Genomic DNA, 15,433 nt, shown 5'->3' on the forward strand with positions numbered 1-15,433 from the left:
CTTTCAGTCGAACCCGGCTTCGCAGGCGCGATCGCCCCGTGGAACTTTCATGAGCGCGCTCCGGTTGGTCTTGGCGGGAGAAAGCTAGAACGCGACAGCATCCAAGTCTCTTGATAACCGGCTATATACAGCATATTCGTGGTTTCAACACGGCCAACATTTAGGCGCCCGGCCGTGTTTGTTTGATTGGGGAAGTCTGGGGCGCACCCGGAGTCTCTCTCCGTCGATCCGACTTGGGGGATAAGGCGGCGCTCCGGAAAATGAGATGAAAATCTGCTGCGCAATCTCTGCCCTCTTCATGAATGGGGGGCTGCAAAGGGATTGCCTCAACATCAGCGACCGACTGGTCCGGCGCGGCCATAGCGTGACGATCCTGACGACCCGCCAGGTCGGTCATGTCGAGAGTTCGGCTGCGATAAAAATCCAGCCGGCACGGGTTCTCTCGAACCCTGGCACCGAATATGCGCTGGGTAGGACCGTGCTGACCGCCAGGCGGGACTTCGACTGCGTGGTCGGTTTCAACAAGATGGCGGGCCTGGATATCTACTATGCCGGCGACCCGCCCTATTTTGTGTCGAAGCTCGGGTGGTGGCGGCCGTTTTCGCCCCGCTTCATGCGCCAGCAGAAGCTCGAATCGATGATCTTTGCCCCTGGCAACGCCGTGCAGATCATCGCACTCAGCGAACACCAGGCAACGCTTTACCGCAACTTCTGGCGGACGGAGGAATCGCGCATTCACGTCGTCGGACCGACGCTCGATCCGAAACGCCGCAGACCGGAACTGCTGGCTGTCGACCGCAATGAAATCCGCGATCGTTTTGGGCTTCCGCGCGAAACGGTCATCGCCCTGACCATCGCCAACAGGTTGAAGGTGAAGGGTCTCGACCGGGCGATAAAAGCGCTTCAGCCGTTCCCGGAGATCCATTGGCTGGTCGCCGGCCTTCGAAAAAACAGCGAGGAGGAAACGCGGCTTCTCGGCCTGATTGCCAAATCCGGCATATCGAAAAGGGTCACTCTGCTGGGCATCCAGGAGGACATCCCGGCGGTCGTGGTCGCGAGCGACTTCATGCTGCACCCGGCTCGCCTGGAAAATACGGGCACGGTTATTCTCGAGGCGCTCGCAAACGGCCTGCCGGTCATCGCATCGGACGCCTGCGGATATGCAAAATATGTCCGAGCCAGCGGGGCGGGACTGGTTGTGGCCAGTCGCGACGACCCCGAAATCTGGCGGCAGGCAATCCTGAAAGCCGGCAACCCGGCGGTCCGGGACCAATGGCGCGAGGCGGCTCTTGGCTACGGCGCGTCGAACCCGCTTACCGGCGGACTGGAAGCAGCCTGCGATCTGATAGAGACGCTGCGCCACAACCGGCGCTCCGCTTAGCGCAGCGACACCGGCGATTACAAATCGTCAAGGGCGATGCCGCTTATCGGCGGCATTGGGTGAAAAGCGACCCCCACCGGCCACGGCCGGCCGATCGCGTCCTTCATGGCATCGCTTTGGTCGACTTCCCTCCAGATGTGGCCGGCGCATCCTGTCGTGAGGGAAGGTAGTCCCAATGGCACTGCCGTCCAGAGTCGCCGCTATTGCAAAGATGTGCCGAAGCTGGTGTCATCCCGTTTTGCACCACTGGTGAGGCACGGTGATGAAGCGCTCCTTTGGGCTTACCCTGTTTTCCTCAACTCTCGCTCTGTGCGCTGCCGCTTCGGCGTCCGCTTCCGCAGCCCAGCCTGGCGATCCGCCGGCCGGCATTGCCAAGATAGAGACGGTGGTCGTCATCTTCGCGGAGAACCGCGCTTTCGACAATCTCTATGGCCATTTTCCTGGCGCTGACGGCATCGACAAGGCGAGCCAGGAAAGCCTGCAGCAGCGTGACCGTGACGGCTCCGTGCTGTCCGAACTGCCGCCGGTGTGGGACGGGCTGACCGCCAAGGGCGTCACGCCGCCGGTGACACAGGCGATGACCGAACACCTTGCGAACGCGCCGTTCACCGTGAACGACGCGAAGGGTTTCAACGTCCCGCTTACGGTCGTGACGCACGATCTCTGGCATCGCTACTACCAGAACCAGATGCAAATCGACGGCGGCAAGAACGACATGTTCGTCGCCTGGGCCGATTCGGGCGCCATGCCGATGAGCAACTGGGACGCCTCCAAGACCGACATGTGGGCGGTCGCGCAGAAATACGTGCTGGCCGACCACTTCTTCATGGGTGGGTTCGGCGGCTCATTCTTCAACCACCAATGGCTGATCTGCGCCTGCGCGCCCTACTACGCCGATGCCGACAAGAACCCTGCCAAGCCGTCGATCTCGGTGACGGACGACAGTGGCACGGCGCTGAAGGTCGCCGACAATTCACCAAAATCGGCGCGCGACGGCATCCCGAAATTCGTCTCCGACGGCAACCTGACGCCGGATTTCTACGCGGTAAACACGATGCAACCGCCTTTCCAGCCGAGCGGCAACGATCCGGCGCCTGGCGGCGATCCGCGCCTAGCGGATCCGGCCAAGCCGACGACTCTCCCACCGCAGACCGAGCCGACCATCGGCGACATGCTCAGCCTCAAGCACATAAGCTGGGCATGGTATTCAGGCGCCTGGCAGTACACCCTCGACCACGGCAACCACACGCCGATCCCGAATTTCCAGTATCACCACCAGCCGTTCAACTATTACGCCAACTTCGCGCCTGGCACCGAGGCCAGGCGCGAACATTTGCGCGACGCGGGGCTGGGAGGCGTGAGCTTCACCCAGGCGATCGACGATGGCGCCCTGCCGCAGGTTTCCTTCTATAAGCCGCAGGGCAATCTCAACGAGCATTCCGGCTATGCCGACATCCAGGCGGGCGACCGCCATATCGCCGATGTCATCGCGCATCTGGAGAAGAGTCCGCAATGGCCGCACATGCTGGTCGTCGTCACCTATGACGAGAATGGCGGCATCTGGGATCATGCCGCGCCGCCCAAGGGCGATCGCTGGGGGCCCGGCACGCGCATCCCCGCAATCATCGTTTCGCCCTTCGCCAAGCACGGCTATGTCGATCACGCGCCCTATGACACCACCTCGATCCTTCGCCTCATCACGGAGCGTTTCGAACTGCCTGTGCTGCACGGCATCGTGGTTCGCGACCGGGCCGTTGCCGCGCATGGCGAGCCACCGCTCGGTGACCTTACCGGCGGGCTCGACCTGAATTGATGGCCCGTATCCGGAGAACGAGGATGGACGCTGACAGAATTGTCGCGCTGGTCACCGCTGGCGGCATCGAGCTCACCGACCGCCGGCGTAACGCTACGGCTGATGGTTGGTCGCTCAGCTTCGCCAACGGTGCCACGGTGGAAGTGGGTGACGACGGCTCTGCGCGCATTGGCGGAAAAGGCACCAAGGCCGTGGCTAGGTTGCTGGACCAGCCGGTCGCGCCGCGCGACACCTGATCTGGTGGCCGTCCTCATCCGGATGCTGCCGACCATGTTACGGATTTTAAGTCAAATTTTACCGAACGCACGGCATGGCTTGAGCGCTGGCAGGTGGTGCCGCCGGCGCGTTTCGCGTAAGGGGTGACGATGCGTATTGTCGGGACGATTCCGCTGGCCGTCGCCATGGGCCTGCTCAGCGCACCTGTCGCCCAAGCGGGCGAGGGCAGTTGGATATCCGGCGACTGGTACCTGACGCTCGGCGCCACCGCGCTGGTCGCGCCGAATTTCGAGGGCGGCGAGAAATACATGCTCAGCGCCCAACCGATCGTCTCGCTCGGCAAGGTCGGTCCGGAGGCGCGCTTCACCTCGCGCAACGACAACATCTCGCTGGCGCTGATCGATGACGGTTCCGTTCGCGCCGGCTTGACCGGCAAGTTCATATTCTCGCGCGAGAGCAAGGACGAGCTCAAGGGCCTTGATTCCGTGCGCTGGGGCGGTGAGGTGGGCGGCTTCTTCGAATTCTATCCGCTGGATTGGCTAAGGGCGCGCGCCGAGCTCAGGCACGGCATCCGCTCTCACAACGGCTTCGTCGCGGACATCGCCGCGGACGCCTTCTATGACATCACGCCGACCGTGCGCATTTCCGGTGGTCCGCGCGTTTCCTTCGCATCGTCCGACTATTTCGACGCCTATTACGGCGTCAACGCCAAGGAAGCTGTCGCTTCGGGCCTGAGCGAGTACCATCCCGGCGGCGGGCTGAAATCGACGGGGCTCGGCGGCGCGATCACCTGGAAAGTGACCGAGCCGATGACGGCGAGCGTCTTCACCGAATATTCGCGCCTGATGGGGCCGGCGGCCGATTCCAGCCTGGTCAGGGAACGCGGCGACCGCAATCAGTGGACCTTCGGTGTCTCGACCACTTACCGCTTCAATTTCACCATGTAGGCCGTGAAAGCGGCTTCATGCCTTGAAATCCGCGCTTTATTCCTGCCGCGCCATCCGCTAAAAGCCACGCCATGACGAGCTTTTCGCGCCTTTTCGCGATCGCGATACGAATTACGGGCCCGGTGTTCCGGGCGGCCTGAGCGCCGCTGGAGCCGCCGGGAGTTTTCGCGCGCCCCCCTCGCGCTTTTCAAGAAAATGCTGGTTCAACGCCCGGGCTTCCCGCCGCCGGGCAACGCAGATGGCAGATCAATGACCGACACCGTTGAAACGATCGACTATTCCAAAACGCTCTATTTGCCGCAGACGGACTTCCCGATGCGTGCCGGCCTGCCCGAGAAGGAGCCTGGTCTGGTCAAGCGCTGGCAGGACATGGACCTTTACAGGAAGCTGCGCGAGGAGGCCGCCGGCCGCGAGAAATTCGTGCTGCATGACGGGCCGCCCTACGCCAACGGCAACATCCATATCGGCCATGCGCTGAACAAGATCCTCAAGGACGTCATCAACCGCTCCTTCCAGATGCGCGGCTATGACGCCAACTACGTGCCGGGTTGGGACTGCCATGGCCTGCCGATCGAATGGAAGATCGAGGAGCAGTATCGCGCCAAGGGCAAGAACAAGGACGAGGTGCCGGTCAACGAGTTCCGCAGGGAATGCCGTGAGTTCGCCGCCCACTGGATCAAGGTGCAGGGCGACGAGTTCCAGCGTCTTGGCGTCATCGGCGATTTCGACAATCCCTATACCACCATGGCGTACCATGCCGAGTCGCGCATCGCCGGCGAACTGTTGAAATTCGCCTTGTCCGGCCAGCTCTACCGCGGCTCGAAGCCGGTGATGTGGAGCGTGGTCGAGCGCACCGCGCTCGCCGAGGCCGAGGTCGAGTATCAGGACTACGAGAGCGACACGATCTGGGTGAAGTTCCCGGTCGCGAGCCTCGCCCAGCCGGTCGCCGGCGCCGCGCTGGACGAGGCAGCGCTCGACCTCGTCGAGGCGCATGTCGTCATCTGGACGACCACGCCCTGGACCATCCCCGGCAACCGCGCCGTGAGCTATTCGCCGCGCATCGCCTATGGCCTCTATGAGGTGATGGCGGCCGAGAACGCCTTCGGCCCGCAGCCCGGCGAGAAGCTGATCTTTGCCGATACCTTGGCCGAGGAATGTGCTGCCAAGGCCAAGGTCGCACTGAACCGGCTTCACAGCGTCTCGGCCGAACAGCTTGGGAAGCTTACGCTTTCGCATCCCTTCAAGGGCCTCGGCGGCGGCTATGAGTTCCCGGTGCCGATGGTTGCGGGCGAGCATGTCACCGACGATGCCGGCACCGGCTTCGTGCACACCGCGCCCGGCCATGGCCGCGAGGACTTCGACGCCTGGATGGAGGCCGCGAGCGAGCTGCGGGCGCGAGGCGTCGACACCGTGATCCCCTTCACGGTCGACGATGCCGGCTTCTTCACCAAGGATGCGCCGGGCTTCGGCCCGGGGCGCGAAGGCGGCGCGGCGCGCGTCATCGACGACAATGGCAAGAAGGGCAACGCCAATCAGGCCGTCATCGACGAACTGATCGAGCGCAACGCGCTCTTCGCGCGCGGCCGGCTGAAACACAGCTATCCGCACTCCTGGCGCTCCAAGAAGCCGGTCATCTTCCGCAACACGCCGCAATGGTTCGTCTATATGGACAAGGACCTCGGCGACGGCACGACGTTGCGCAGTCGCGCGCTGAAGGCGATCGACGACACCCGTTTCGTTCCGGCAGCGGGCCAGAACCGCATCCGCGCCATGATCGAGGAGCGCCCCGACTGGGTGCTGTCGCGCCAGCGCGCCTGGGGTGTGCCGATCGCGGTCTTCGCCGACGAGGACGGCAATGTGCTGAAGGACGAGGCCGTCAACGAGCGCATCATGGACGCTTTCGAGAAGGAAGGCGCCGACGCCTGGTTCGCCGAGGGCGCCAAGGCACGCTTCCTCGGCAATCACGACGCCTCGAAATGGCACCAGGTGATGGACATCCTCGACGTCTGGTTCGATTCCGGTTCGACGCATGTCTTCACGCTGGAGGACCGTCCGGACCTCAAATGGCCGGCCGACGTCTATCTCGAAGGCTCGGACCAGCATCGCGGCTGGTTCCATTCCTCGCTGCTCGAAAGCTGCGGCACCAGGGGCAGGGCGCCTTACGACACGGTCATCACCCATGGCTTCACCATGGACGAGGAAGGCCGCAAGATGTCGAAGTCGCTCGGCAACACCGTCGTGCCACAGGACGTCATCAAACAGTCCGGCGCCGATATCCTGCGGCTCTGGGTGGTCACGACCGATTATTGGGAAGACCAGCGGCTCGGCAAGAACGTGCTGCAGACCAATATCGACGCCTACCGCAAGCTCAGGAACACCATCCGCTGGATGCTGGGCACGCTTGCGCATGACGACGGCCGGGACGTGCCGGTCGAGACGATGCCGGAACTGGAGCGGCTGATGCTGCACCGGTTGTCCGAGTTGGACGAAATGGTGCGCCAGGGCTACGACGCCTTCGAGTTCAAGCGCATCACCCGCACGCTGCTCGACTTCATGGTGGTGGAGCTTTCGGCCTTCTATTTCGACATCCGCAAGGACGCGCTTTACTGCGACGGGCCGTCGAGCCTGCGCCGCAGGGCCGCCGTGCAGGTGGTGCGCCACCTCTTCGAATGCCTGGTGAAGTGGCTGGCGCCGATGCTGCCCTTCACCACGGAAGAAGCCTGGCTCGACCGCCATCCGCAAGCCGTGTCGGTGCATCTCGATCAATTCCCGGCGATCCCGCAGAACTGGCGCAACGAGGCGCTGGCCGAGAAATGGCGCAAGGTGAGGCAAGTGCGCCGTGTCGTCACCGGCGCGCTGGAGATCGCGCGCGCCGAGAAGCTGATTGGTTCGTCGCTCGAGGCGGTGCCGGTGGTGACGCTCGACGACGCGGTGCTGGAAGCAGCGATCGCCGATGTCGACATGGCCGAGATGGCGATCACCAGCGATCTCGTCGTCAAACACGGCAAGGCCCCGGAAGGCGCCTTCACGCTCGACGACGTCAAGGGGGTGGCGGTGGTGGTGGAGAAAGCCGAGGATCGCGGTCTGGTCAAATGCGCGCGCTCCTGGCGCTACACCGCCGATGTCGGGCAGGATCCGGGATTTCCGGATGTCTCGGCCCGCGATGCCGCCGTGTTGCATGAGCTGAAGGCCCTTGGGCGGCTGTAGTCCTGTCGATAAGCCGGTGCACAAATGCCACGCCGGGCGGCCTGAAACCGCCCGCGCGTTGCCCTTAACAAGTGGTTGAGGTAAACACGCGACACTCCGGCAGACAAATTGTCGCCGGATTTCCATCGCAAATGCGGGGAAGAAGGGGACCGTGCCCTTGGCCGGTGGCGACTGAAAGGCTGTTAGAGTGGGACTTTTTGGCATGACCGACAGAACGTTCGCGCGCGCCGCGCTGATGGCGCCGCTTGTGGTATCGGCCATCGCTCTGTCAGGCTGCGTGGGTTCGCCGACCTACGGAACTGACAAGACGGCAGCCGCGCAGCTCTTCGACGATGTCTCCGCGGCGGCCTCTATCACCCCGAAGCGCAAAGATCCGATCGACTACAAGCCGCGTCCTGATCTGGTGAAGCCCGCTCCCGGGCAGAAGGAAAGCCTGCCGCCGCCGCAGCAAAGCATCGAGACGGCGAGCGCCGACTGGCCCGAATCGCCTGAGGCGCGCCGCGCCCGCATCCGCGCCGACGCCACCGCGCACCAGAACGATCCGAATTACCAGCCGGAAGCCGTCGAGGATATCCAGACCAATCCCGAGGCGGTGAAGAAGGCATTGGCCGAATCGGGCTCCAGCCACCCGCCGGCCTGGTCGCCGGATGACAACTCGGCCGCCCGCCGTGCGCAGATTCAGCGCAGCCTTGCCGAACAGAAGCAGGGCGATCCGACCGTTCGCAAATATCTGAGCGAGCCGCCGCTTGCCTATCGCCAAGCTGCCGGCACCGCGCCGCAGAACGAGCTCGGCGAGGACGAATACAAGAAGGAGCGCCGCCTCAAGGCGCAGGCCGAAGGCAAGAAGGGCGGCTGGTTCGACTGGCTAGGGCTGTGAACAGTCAGTAGTCAGTAGTCAGTAGTCAGTAGTGACCTACTCACTACTCACTTCACCCGCCATTCCGTCTCCCGCGAAAAAAGTCCTTGAGGATGAGGGCGGCGTCGCTCTCGCCGATCCCCGGATAGACGTCCGGCGTGTGGTGGCAGGTGGGTGAGGCGAAGAAGCGCACGCCGTTGACCACCGCGCCGCCTTTCACATCGGCGGCGCCGAAATAGAGCCGCCGCAGCCGGGCGAAGGAGATCGCGCCGGCGCACATCGCGCAGGGCTCCAGCGTCACGTAGAGATCGTGGCCGGTGAGACGTTCGCTGGCGAGCTTCAGGCAGGCCTCGCGGATCGCCAGCATCTCGGCATGCGCGGTCGGGTCCGAGAGCTCGCGCGTGCGGTTGCCGGCTTTCGCGACCACCGTGCCGCCATTGGCGATCACGGCGCCGACCGGCACTTCGCCGCGGCTGGCGGCCGCTTCGGCCTCTTCAAGCGCCAGGGCCATGAAATCCGGTCGTTTCAAGCGGTTTCCATTCCGATTACTCCTCGCCACCCGACAGCGATCCTGTTATCTAGCGCGAGACCTTGAAAACCGGAATCGGTTTTTGCCGCGCTGGCATATGCGCAATAATCAAGATGACACCGCCTGCGCTGGGCGTCCGAAAGGGCGTGCTGCGCTGTAGCAGGTGAAGACGAGCGAAGTAATGAACGACGACAAGAAATCTTCACGCGGGCCGCGCAAAGGCGGCTCGAAACCGGCGGGCCGGCGGGACGGCAAGCCGGCCTACGGCGCCAAGAAGCCGTTCGCCAAGCGCGAGCGACCGATGGCTGCCGAAGGCGAGCGCCGCGATATCGAAGGCGAGCGCCGCGACTTCAAGCGCAGCTATAAGCCACGCGAAACGGGCGAGGGCGCCGGGCGCGCCGAAAAGCCGTTCCGCAAAGGTCCGCGTCCGGAAGGCAAGCCCTTCGAGAAGCGCGAGGGCCACAAACCTTACACACCGCGCGGCGACCGGCCGATGGCCGCGGAGGGTGAGCGCCCTGCGCGCGATTTCAAGCGCAGCTACAGGCCGCGTGAGATGGGGCCGCGTGAAATGGGTGAAGGCGGGGAGCGTGGCGACAGGCCGTTCCGCAAAGGTCCGCCGCGCGATGGCAAGCCTTTCGAGAAACGTGAGGACCGCAAGCCTTACGCACCGCGTGGCGACCGACCGGCTGCTGCCGAAGGCGATCGGGGCGAACGACGATTCGACCGCCCCAAGCGGGCATTCGACGACCGTCCCAAACGCGATTTCGCCGACCGGCCGAAGCGAGACTTCAGCGATCGTCCACGCGGAGCTGGCGGAAAGCCGGAAGGCGGCTTCAAGCCACGGCCGCGTCCCTCGGAAGCTGCGCCCGAAAGCGGCGAGCGCATCGCCAAGCGGCTGGCGCGCGCCGGCATCGCCTCGCGCCGCGACGCCGAGGAACTGATCGCGGCCGGTCGCGTCAAGGTCAACGGCAAGGTGCTGGACTCGCCGGCCTTCAATGTCGGCGCCAACGACATCATCCATCTCGACGGCACCGAGATCCCGCCGATCGAGCGCACGCGTCTCTTCCTGTTCCACAAGCCGGCGGGCGTCGTCACCACCAACCGCGATCCGGAAGGCCGCAAGACCGTCTTCGACGTACTGCCGTCCGACCTGCCGCGGCTGATGACGATCGGCCGGCTCGACATCAACACCGAGGGCCTGCTGCTTTTGACCAATGACGGCGGGCTGTCGCGCGTGCTCGAATTGCCGGCCACCGGCTGGCTGCGGCGCTACCGCGCGCGCGTCCACGGCAAGGTCGAGGAGAGCGCGCTCGCCGGCCTGCGCGAAGGCATCGCCGTCGACGGCGTCTTCTACGGCTCGATCGAAGCCTCGCTCGACCGCGAGCAGGGCACCAATGCGTGGCTGACCCTGGGCCTGCGCGAAGGCAAGAACCGCGAGGTGAAGAACATCCTCGGCGCGCTTGGCCTCGACGTGACGCGGCTGATCCGCATCTCCTACGGACCGTTCCAGCTCGAGGATCTTCCCGAGGGCCATGTGCTGGAGATCAAGGGCCGCGTGCTGCGCGAACAGCTCGGCGAACGGCTGATCGAGGAATCCGGCGCCAATTTCGATGCCGACATCCAAAAGCCGTTTTCCAACAAGCCGGTGCGCGGCGGCGGCCCTCGCCGCGAAGAGGCCGACCGGCCGAAATTCACGCGCGACGGCGATCACCGGCCGATCGGCGAGGGCGGTCTGATCAAGGCGCGCAAGCGCCGCGAAGGCAGCCGCGACGAGGCGCTGAGCAAGCTCTCGACAAAGCCGGACAGGGCGTTTGGGCCGGACCGGGCGTTCGGCGAGCGCGGCCCTAAATCCGACCGCGGCGGTTTCGGCGAAAAGCCGCGTGGTGGCTTCGGCGACAAGCCTCGTTTCGGCGGCAAGAAATCCGAGCGCGAGCAGCGGCCGATCGAACCGCCGGGCCAGCGCAAGGCCAATGTCTGGATGGCGCCGGGCGCTCGACCGATCGGCAAGGGCAGGGCGGAAGCCGATGCCGCCAGGGCCGCCGAGGCGAAGGCGCGCAAGGCATCCTACAAGCCGGGCGGCAAGGGCAAGCCGGGCGCGAAGCCGTTCGGCAAGCCCCGCGGCGAGCGCCGCGAAGGCGATGGCGGCGACAGGCCGCGCGGTCCGAAGAGGGGCGGCAATGCGGATCGTCGGCGGTGAGTTCCGCGGGCGTCCGCTGGCGACGCCGAAAAGCAATGCCATCCGCCCGACCACCGACCGCACCCGCGAGGCGGTGTTCAACGTGCTCGCGCATCGCTATGCCGAAAAGCTCGAAGGCGGCCGCGTGCTCGACCTCTTCGCCGGCACCGGCGCGCTTGGACTTGAGGCGCTGTCGCGCGGCGCCGCCTACTGCGTCTTCATCGAGGAATCGACGGAGGGGCGCGGCCTGATCCGCGAGAACGTCGAGGCCTATGGGCTCACCGGCCGCACCAAGATTTTTCGTCGCGACGCCGCTCATTTGGGTGAGGCTGGCACGCTCTCGCCCTTCGGCCTGATCTTCGCCGACCCGCCCTATGGCAAGGGGCTTGGCGAACGCGCGCTGCGCTCGGCCAAGGCCGGCGGCTGGCTGTTGCCCGGCGCGTTGTTCGTGGTCGAGGAGGCGGCCTCGGCGCCGTTCGAGGCAGGCCCGGGTTTTTCCGTGGTGGACGAGCGGGGCTATGGCGAAACGGTCATTCGCTTCATCGAGGTTGGCTAGCGCCGCCTCGAAAATGACTCACAATTCACTTTGCCTTGCCAACAACCTTGCCTATCGTCGCGCAACCGCGACCGGAGAACTTAATGAGACGAACAGGAATTGGGCTGCGCGCAGCGCTTCTGGCCAGCGCGCTGGCGCTTGCGGCGGCCGCTCCGGCCCGCGCAGCCGATGACGGCGAGGTCAAGGATTTCCTGCTCGACAACGGCATGGAAGTGGTGGTCATCCCGGACCACCGCGCCCCGATCGTCACTCACATGGTCTGGTACAAGATCGGCAGCGCCGACGAGCCTCTCGGCAAATCCGGCATCGCGCATTTCTTCGAGCACCTGATGTTCAAGGCCACGACCAACCACGCCGCCGGCGAGTTCGACCGCGCCGTGTCCGAGATCGGCGGCTCCAACAATGCCTTCACCTCTTACGACTACACCGCCTTCCACGAGACGGTGCCGCCTTCCGCCCTCGAACAGATGATGGGCTTCGAGGCCGATCGCATGCGCAACCTCATCCTGACAGACGATGTCATCAAGACCGAGCGCGACGTGATCCTGGAGGAGCGCCGTTCGCGCATCGACAGCAATCCGCAGGCGGTGCTCGACGAGGAGGTCGACGCGACGCTCTGGCAGAACCAGCGATACCGCATTCCGGTGATCGGCTGGATGCAGGAGATGGAGCAGTTGAACCGTCCGGACGCGAAAGCCTTCTACGACGCCTACTACCGGCCGAACAACGCGGTGCTGGTGGTGGCCGGCGACGTCGATCCCGACGCGGTGAAGGCGATGGCCGGGCGCACCTACGGCAAGGTCGCCCGCGGCCCGGACCTGCGGCCGCGCATCCGCCCCGTGGAGCCGGAGCAGAACACGAAGCGCACGGTGACGCTCACCGACGCGCGCGTCTCGGTGCCGAGCTTTTCGACGCAATGGGTCGTGCCGTCCTATCACACGGCCAAGCCCGGCGAAGCCGAGGCGCTCGACCTGCTTGCCGAGATCCTCGGCGGCGACAACCGCAGCAGGTTGTACCAGCAGCTCGTCGTCAAGCAGGGCATCGCCTCAGAGGCCGGCGCCTACTTCCAGGGCACCATGCTCGACGCCACCAACTTCACCGTCTATGGCGCCCCGCGCGGCGACGCCAGGCTTGCCGATGTCGAGGCAGCGGTCGATGCCGAGATCGCCCGCATCGTCAAGGACGGCGTGAGCGACGATGAGCTGGAGCGGGCCAAGACCCGCTATGTGCGCTCCATGATCTTTGCGCGCGACAAGCAGGACGACATGGCCAACATGTATGGCTCGACGCTTGCCACGGGCGGCAATGTCAAGGACGTCCAGGAATGGCCGGACCGCATCCGCAAGGTGACCGCCGATGAAGTCAAGGCGGCAGCCGCCCGCTACCTCGTGCTCGATCGTTCCACCACCGGCTATCTCTTGCCGCAGCAGCAGGCGGGGAATTGATGATGAGCATGGTTCTTGGCCATACGATCGCTTCTCCTTCTCCGGCGAGCGAGGAAGGCAAGCTCTATCGCGCCGTCGCCACCCTTTGCTTCGCCCTGTTCTTCCTGCTTTTGCCGGTGCTTGCCGCGCGCGCCGAAATGAACATCCAGGAGGTGAAGTCGAACAAGGGCGTCACCGCCTGGCTGGTGGAAGACCATTCGATCCCGCTGGTTGCGATCCGTTTCGTCTTCGACGGCGGCACGGCGCAGGACCCCGCCGGCAAGGAAGGCCTGGTCAACCTGATGACCGGCCTGTTCGACGAGGGCGCCGGCGACCTCGACAGCGAGGCCTTCCAGTTGAAGCTCGACGATGCCGGCGCGGAGATGAGTTTTCAGGCGGCGCGCGATGGCACCTATGGCTCGATGCGCATGCTGTCCGACCAGAAGGACGAGGCTTTTGGCCTGCTGAAGCTGGCGGTGAACAGCCCGCGCTTCGATCAGGCGCCGATCGACCGCATCCGCGCCCAGACACTCTCCGGCATCCTCGCCAATGAGCGGGACCCCAATACGATCGCCCAGCAGCGCTGGCTGCGCGCGATCTATGGCCAGCATCCCTACGCGCGGCCGGACGAGGGCAACAAAGACAGCCTCGAAACCATCACTGCCGACGACCTCAAGGCCTTCCACAAGGCGAACTTCGCCCGCGGCGGCCTGCATGTGGCGGTGGTGGGCGATATCGACGCCGCCACGTTGAGCGGCAGGCTTGACGAGGTGTTCGGCGACCTGCCGGCCAAGCAGACGCTGGCGCCGGTTGCCGATATCACGCCCAAGCTCGGCCAGCAGCTCGAAGTGAATTACGATCTGCCGCAGACCTCCCTGCAGCTTGCCTGGCCGGGCGTGAAGCGGAGCGATCCCGATTTCTACGCCGCCGTGCTGATGAACGAGATTCTCGGCGGCTCAACTTTCACGTCGCGCTTGTATGAGCAGGTGCGCGAGAAACGCGGCCTTGCCTATAGCGTCAGCTCCGATCTCGTCGATCACGAGCATTCCAACGCGCTGGTGGTGACGACGGCGACGCGTTCCGACCGCGCCGCCGAAACACTTTCGATCGTGCGCCAGGTGGTGAAGGACATGGCCGAGAACGGCCCCACCGAGGAGGAGCTCGCGGCGACCAAGAAATACATGGTCGGCGCTTACGCCATCAGCAATCTGGATTCGTCCAGCTCCATCGCAGCGACGCTGGTGGAGCTGCAGATCGATGATCTCGGCATCGATTATATCAAGCGGCGCGCGGCTCTCATCAACGCGGTGACGCTGGCCGACGTGAAGGCGGCGGCGAAGAAGCTCCTGTCGTCCGACCCCGCGGTGATGGTCATCGGGCCGCCGCTGGTGCAGGTGGCGGGAGGCGGCAAGGGATGAGCCCGACCTTCGGGGTGGCCTTTGGCGGCGGCGGCGCGCGCGGTCTCGCGCATATCCACATCATCGAGGCTCTCGACGATCTCGGCATCAAGCCGGTGGCGATTGCCGGCTCGTCGATCGGCGCCATCATGGGCGCCGGCATGGCGTCGGGCATGAAGGGTGCCGAGATTCACGATTATGCCCGATCGATCCTCGGCAGCCGGGCTGAAGTGGCCGCGCGCATGTGGCGCTCGCGGCCGGGCACGATCGCTGAGGCCATGCAGGGCGGCATCCGCGTCAGCCAGTTCAACATCGAGCGCATTCTGAAGGCTTTCCTACCCGAGGCGATCCCGCAGACATTCGAGGCGCTGAAGGTTCCGCTCAAGGTTACGGCGACCGACTATTTCGGCCACAGCCTTGCGGTATTCGCCGAAGGCGACCTGCATTCGGCGCTTGCCGCATCGGCGGCTATCCCGGCGGTCTTCCGCCCGGTGACGCGCGAGGGCCGCGTGCTGATCGATGGCGGTATCTACAACCCCGTGCCTTTCGACCTCATCGAGAAGGACGCCGACATCATCATCGCCGTCGATGTCGTCGGCGCGCCGAGCGAGGCCGAGCGCAGGCATCCGACCACAGTCGACCTGATGTATGGCGCCACCCAGCTGATGATGCAGTCGATCATCGCCAACAAGCTTAGGCAGCACCCGCCGGACATTCTGATCCGGCCGAATGTCTCGAAATACCGCGTGCTCGAATTCCTCAAGATCGAGACGCTGATGGCCGAGACGGTCGAGATCAAGGACGAATTGAAGCGCGCCGTCGAGAAGGCCGTGGAAGCGCATAGCGGCAGGCGGGGAGGAGGGCGGCTTAGGTAGATCCGTGGGAGGCTCAGGCCTTGGCCAGGCTGGATCGCCGGTGTAAGCCGCCTCTC

The 15,433-nt window shown here is 64.8% G+C and carries 12 protein-coding genes; 11 read left to right on the forward strand and 1 reads right to left on the reverse strand.

Annotation, left to right across the window (positions count from 1 at the left end):
* Positions 1-298: 298 nt before the first annotated feature.
* The 6 genes from FJW07_RS07285 (at position 299) to FJW07_RS07310 (ending at position 8,441) form a co-directional block, all read left to right on the forward strand.
* Positions 299-1,381 (forward strand): glycosyltransferase family 4 protein, encoded by a 1,083-nt coding sequence (locus FJW07_RS07285; protein WP_281405328.1) that lies wholly within the window; start codon positions 299-301, stop codon positions 1,379-1,381.
* Between the two features lie 262 nt (positions 1,382-1,643).
* The gene (locus tag FJW07_RS07290) at positions 1,644-3,194 is read left to right on the forward strand and encodes an acid phosphatase (RefSeq protein ID WP_140704283.1); all 1,551 of its coding nucleotides are present in this window, start codon (positions 1,644-1,646) and stop codon (positions 3,192-3,194) included.
* Positions 3,195-3,217: 23 nt separating this feature from the next.
* Positions 3,218-3,430, forward strand: coding sequence for a hypothetical protein (locus FJW07_RS07295; RefSeq protein WP_140855446.1), 213 nt, complete (start codon positions 3,218-3,220; stop codon positions 3,428-3,430).
* Positions 3,431-3,559: 129 nt separating this feature from the next.
* Complete coding sequence (locus FJW07_RS07300; protein WP_140855447.1) at positions 3,560-4,357, forward strand: MipA/OmpV family protein; 798 nt, start codon at positions 3,560-3,562, stop codon at positions 4,355-4,357.
* A gap of 249 nt (positions 4,358-4,606) precedes the next feature.
* Positions 4,607-7,564 carry an isoleucine--tRNA ligase gene (gene ileS / locus FJW07_RS07305; RefSeq protein ID WP_140855448.1) on the forward strand — a complete coding sequence of 986 codons (2,958 nt, stop codon included), beginning with the start codon at positions 4,607-4,609 and terminating at the stop codon, positions 7,562-7,564.
* 202 nt (positions 7,565-7,766) lie between these two features.
* Positions 7,767-8,441 carry a hypothetical protein gene (locus tag FJW07_RS07310; protein WP_140704275.1) on the forward strand — a complete coding sequence of 225 codons (675 nt, stop codon included), beginning with the start codon at positions 7,767-7,769 and terminating at the stop codon, positions 8,439-8,441.
* A 52-nt stretch (positions 8,442-8,493) separates the two neighbouring features.
* On the opposite strand, the gene FJW07_RS07315 is transcribed toward FJW07_RS07310, so the two are convergent.
* Complete coding sequence (locus FJW07_RS07315; RefSeq protein ID WP_140855449.1) at positions 8,494-8,949, reverse strand: nucleoside deaminase; 456 nt, start codon at positions 8,947-8,949, stop codon at positions 8,494-8,496.
* Positions 8,950-9,130: 181 nt separating this feature from the next.
* On the opposite strand from FJW07_RS07315, the gene FJW07_RS07320 reads away from it, so the two are divergent.
* From FJW07_RS07320 to FJW07_RS07340, 5 genes are all read left to right on the forward strand, one after another.
* Positions 9,131-11,146, forward strand: coding sequence for a pseudouridine synthase (locus tag FJW07_RS07320; RefSeq protein WP_140855451.1), 2,016 nt, complete (start codon positions 9,131-9,133; stop codon positions 11,144-11,146).
* The gene (gene rsmD, locus FJW07_RS07325; protein WP_140704269.1) at positions 11,127-11,681 is read left to right on the forward strand and encodes a 16S rRNA (guanine(966)-N(2))-methyltransferase RsmD; all 555 of its coding nucleotides are present in this window, start codon (positions 11,127-11,129) and stop codon (positions 11,679-11,681) included. Before FJW07_RS07320 ends, rsmD begins: the two co-directional genes overlap by 20 nt.
* Positions 11,682-11,764: 83 nt before the next feature.
* Complete coding sequence (locus tag FJW07_RS07330) at positions 11,765-13,126, forward strand: pitrilysin family protein (protein ID WP_140855453.1); 1,362 nt, start codon at positions 11,765-11,767, stop codon at positions 13,124-13,126.
* Between the two features lie 2 nt (positions 13,127-13,128).
* On the forward strand, positions 13,129-14,523 hold the full coding sequence (locus FJW07_RS07335) for a pitrilysin family protein (protein WP_246680701.1): 1,395 nt from the start codon (positions 13,129-13,131) through the stop codon (positions 14,521-14,523).
* Positions 14,520-15,377 (forward strand): patatin-like phospholipase family protein, encoded by an 858-nt coding sequence (locus FJW07_RS07340; protein WP_140855457.1) that lies wholly within the window; start codon positions 14,520-14,522, stop codon positions 15,375-15,377. The genes FJW07_RS07335 and FJW07_RS07340 overlap by 4 nt, the downstream gene beginning before the upstream one ends.
* Positions 15,378-15,433: the final 56 nt, after the last annotated feature.

Origin of the sequence: Mesorhizobium sp. B3-1-9 (assembly GCF_006439595.1) — a bacterium.
In the GTDB taxonomy this organism is placed as follows: Bacteria; Pseudomonadota; Alphaproteobacteria; order Rhizobiales; family Rhizobiaceae; genus Mesorhizobium.

Coding starts and splice junctions, on each gene's coding strand:
- FJW07_RS07285 (WP_281405328.1), top strand. CDS start 299: ATGAATGGGGGGCTGCAAAGGGATTGCCTCAACATCAGCGACCGACTG.
- FJW07_RS07290 (WP_140704283.1), top strand. CDS start 1,644: ATGAAGCGCTCCTTTGGGCTTACCCTGTTTTCCTCAACTCTCGCTCTG.
- FJW07_RS07295 (WP_140855446.1), top strand. CDS start 3,218: ATGGACGCTGACAGAATTGTCGCGCTGGTCACCGCTGGCGGCATCGAG.
- FJW07_RS07300 (WP_140855447.1), top strand. CDS start 3,560: ATGCGTATTGTCGGGACGATTCCGCTGGCCGTCGCCATGGGCCTGCTC.
- ileS (WP_140855448.1), top strand. CDS start 4,607: ATGACCGACACCGTTGAAACGATCGACTATTCCAAAACGCTCTATTTG.
- FJW07_RS07310 (WP_140704275.1), top strand. CDS start 7,767: ATGACCGACAGAACGTTCGCGCGCGCCGCGCTGATGGCGCCGCTTGTG.
- FJW07_RS07320 (WP_140855451.1), top strand. CDS start 9,131: ATGAACGACGACAAGAAATCTTCACGCGGGCCGCGCAAAGGCGGCTCG.
- rsmD (WP_140704269.1), top strand. CDS start 11,127: ATGCGGATCGTCGGCGGTGAGTTCCGCGGGCGTCCGCTGGCGACGCCG.
- FJW07_RS07330 (WP_140855453.1), top strand. CDS start 11,765: ATGAGACGAACAGGAATTGGGCTGCGCGCAGCGCTTCTGGCCAGCGCG.
- FJW07_RS07335 (WP_246680701.1), top strand. CDS start 13,129: ATGAGCATGGTTCTTGGCCATACGATCGCTTCTCCTTCTCCGGCGAGC.
- FJW07_RS07340 (WP_140855457.1), top strand. CDS start 14,520: ATGAGCCCGACCTTCGGGGTGGCCTTTGGCGGCGGCGGCGCGCGCGGT.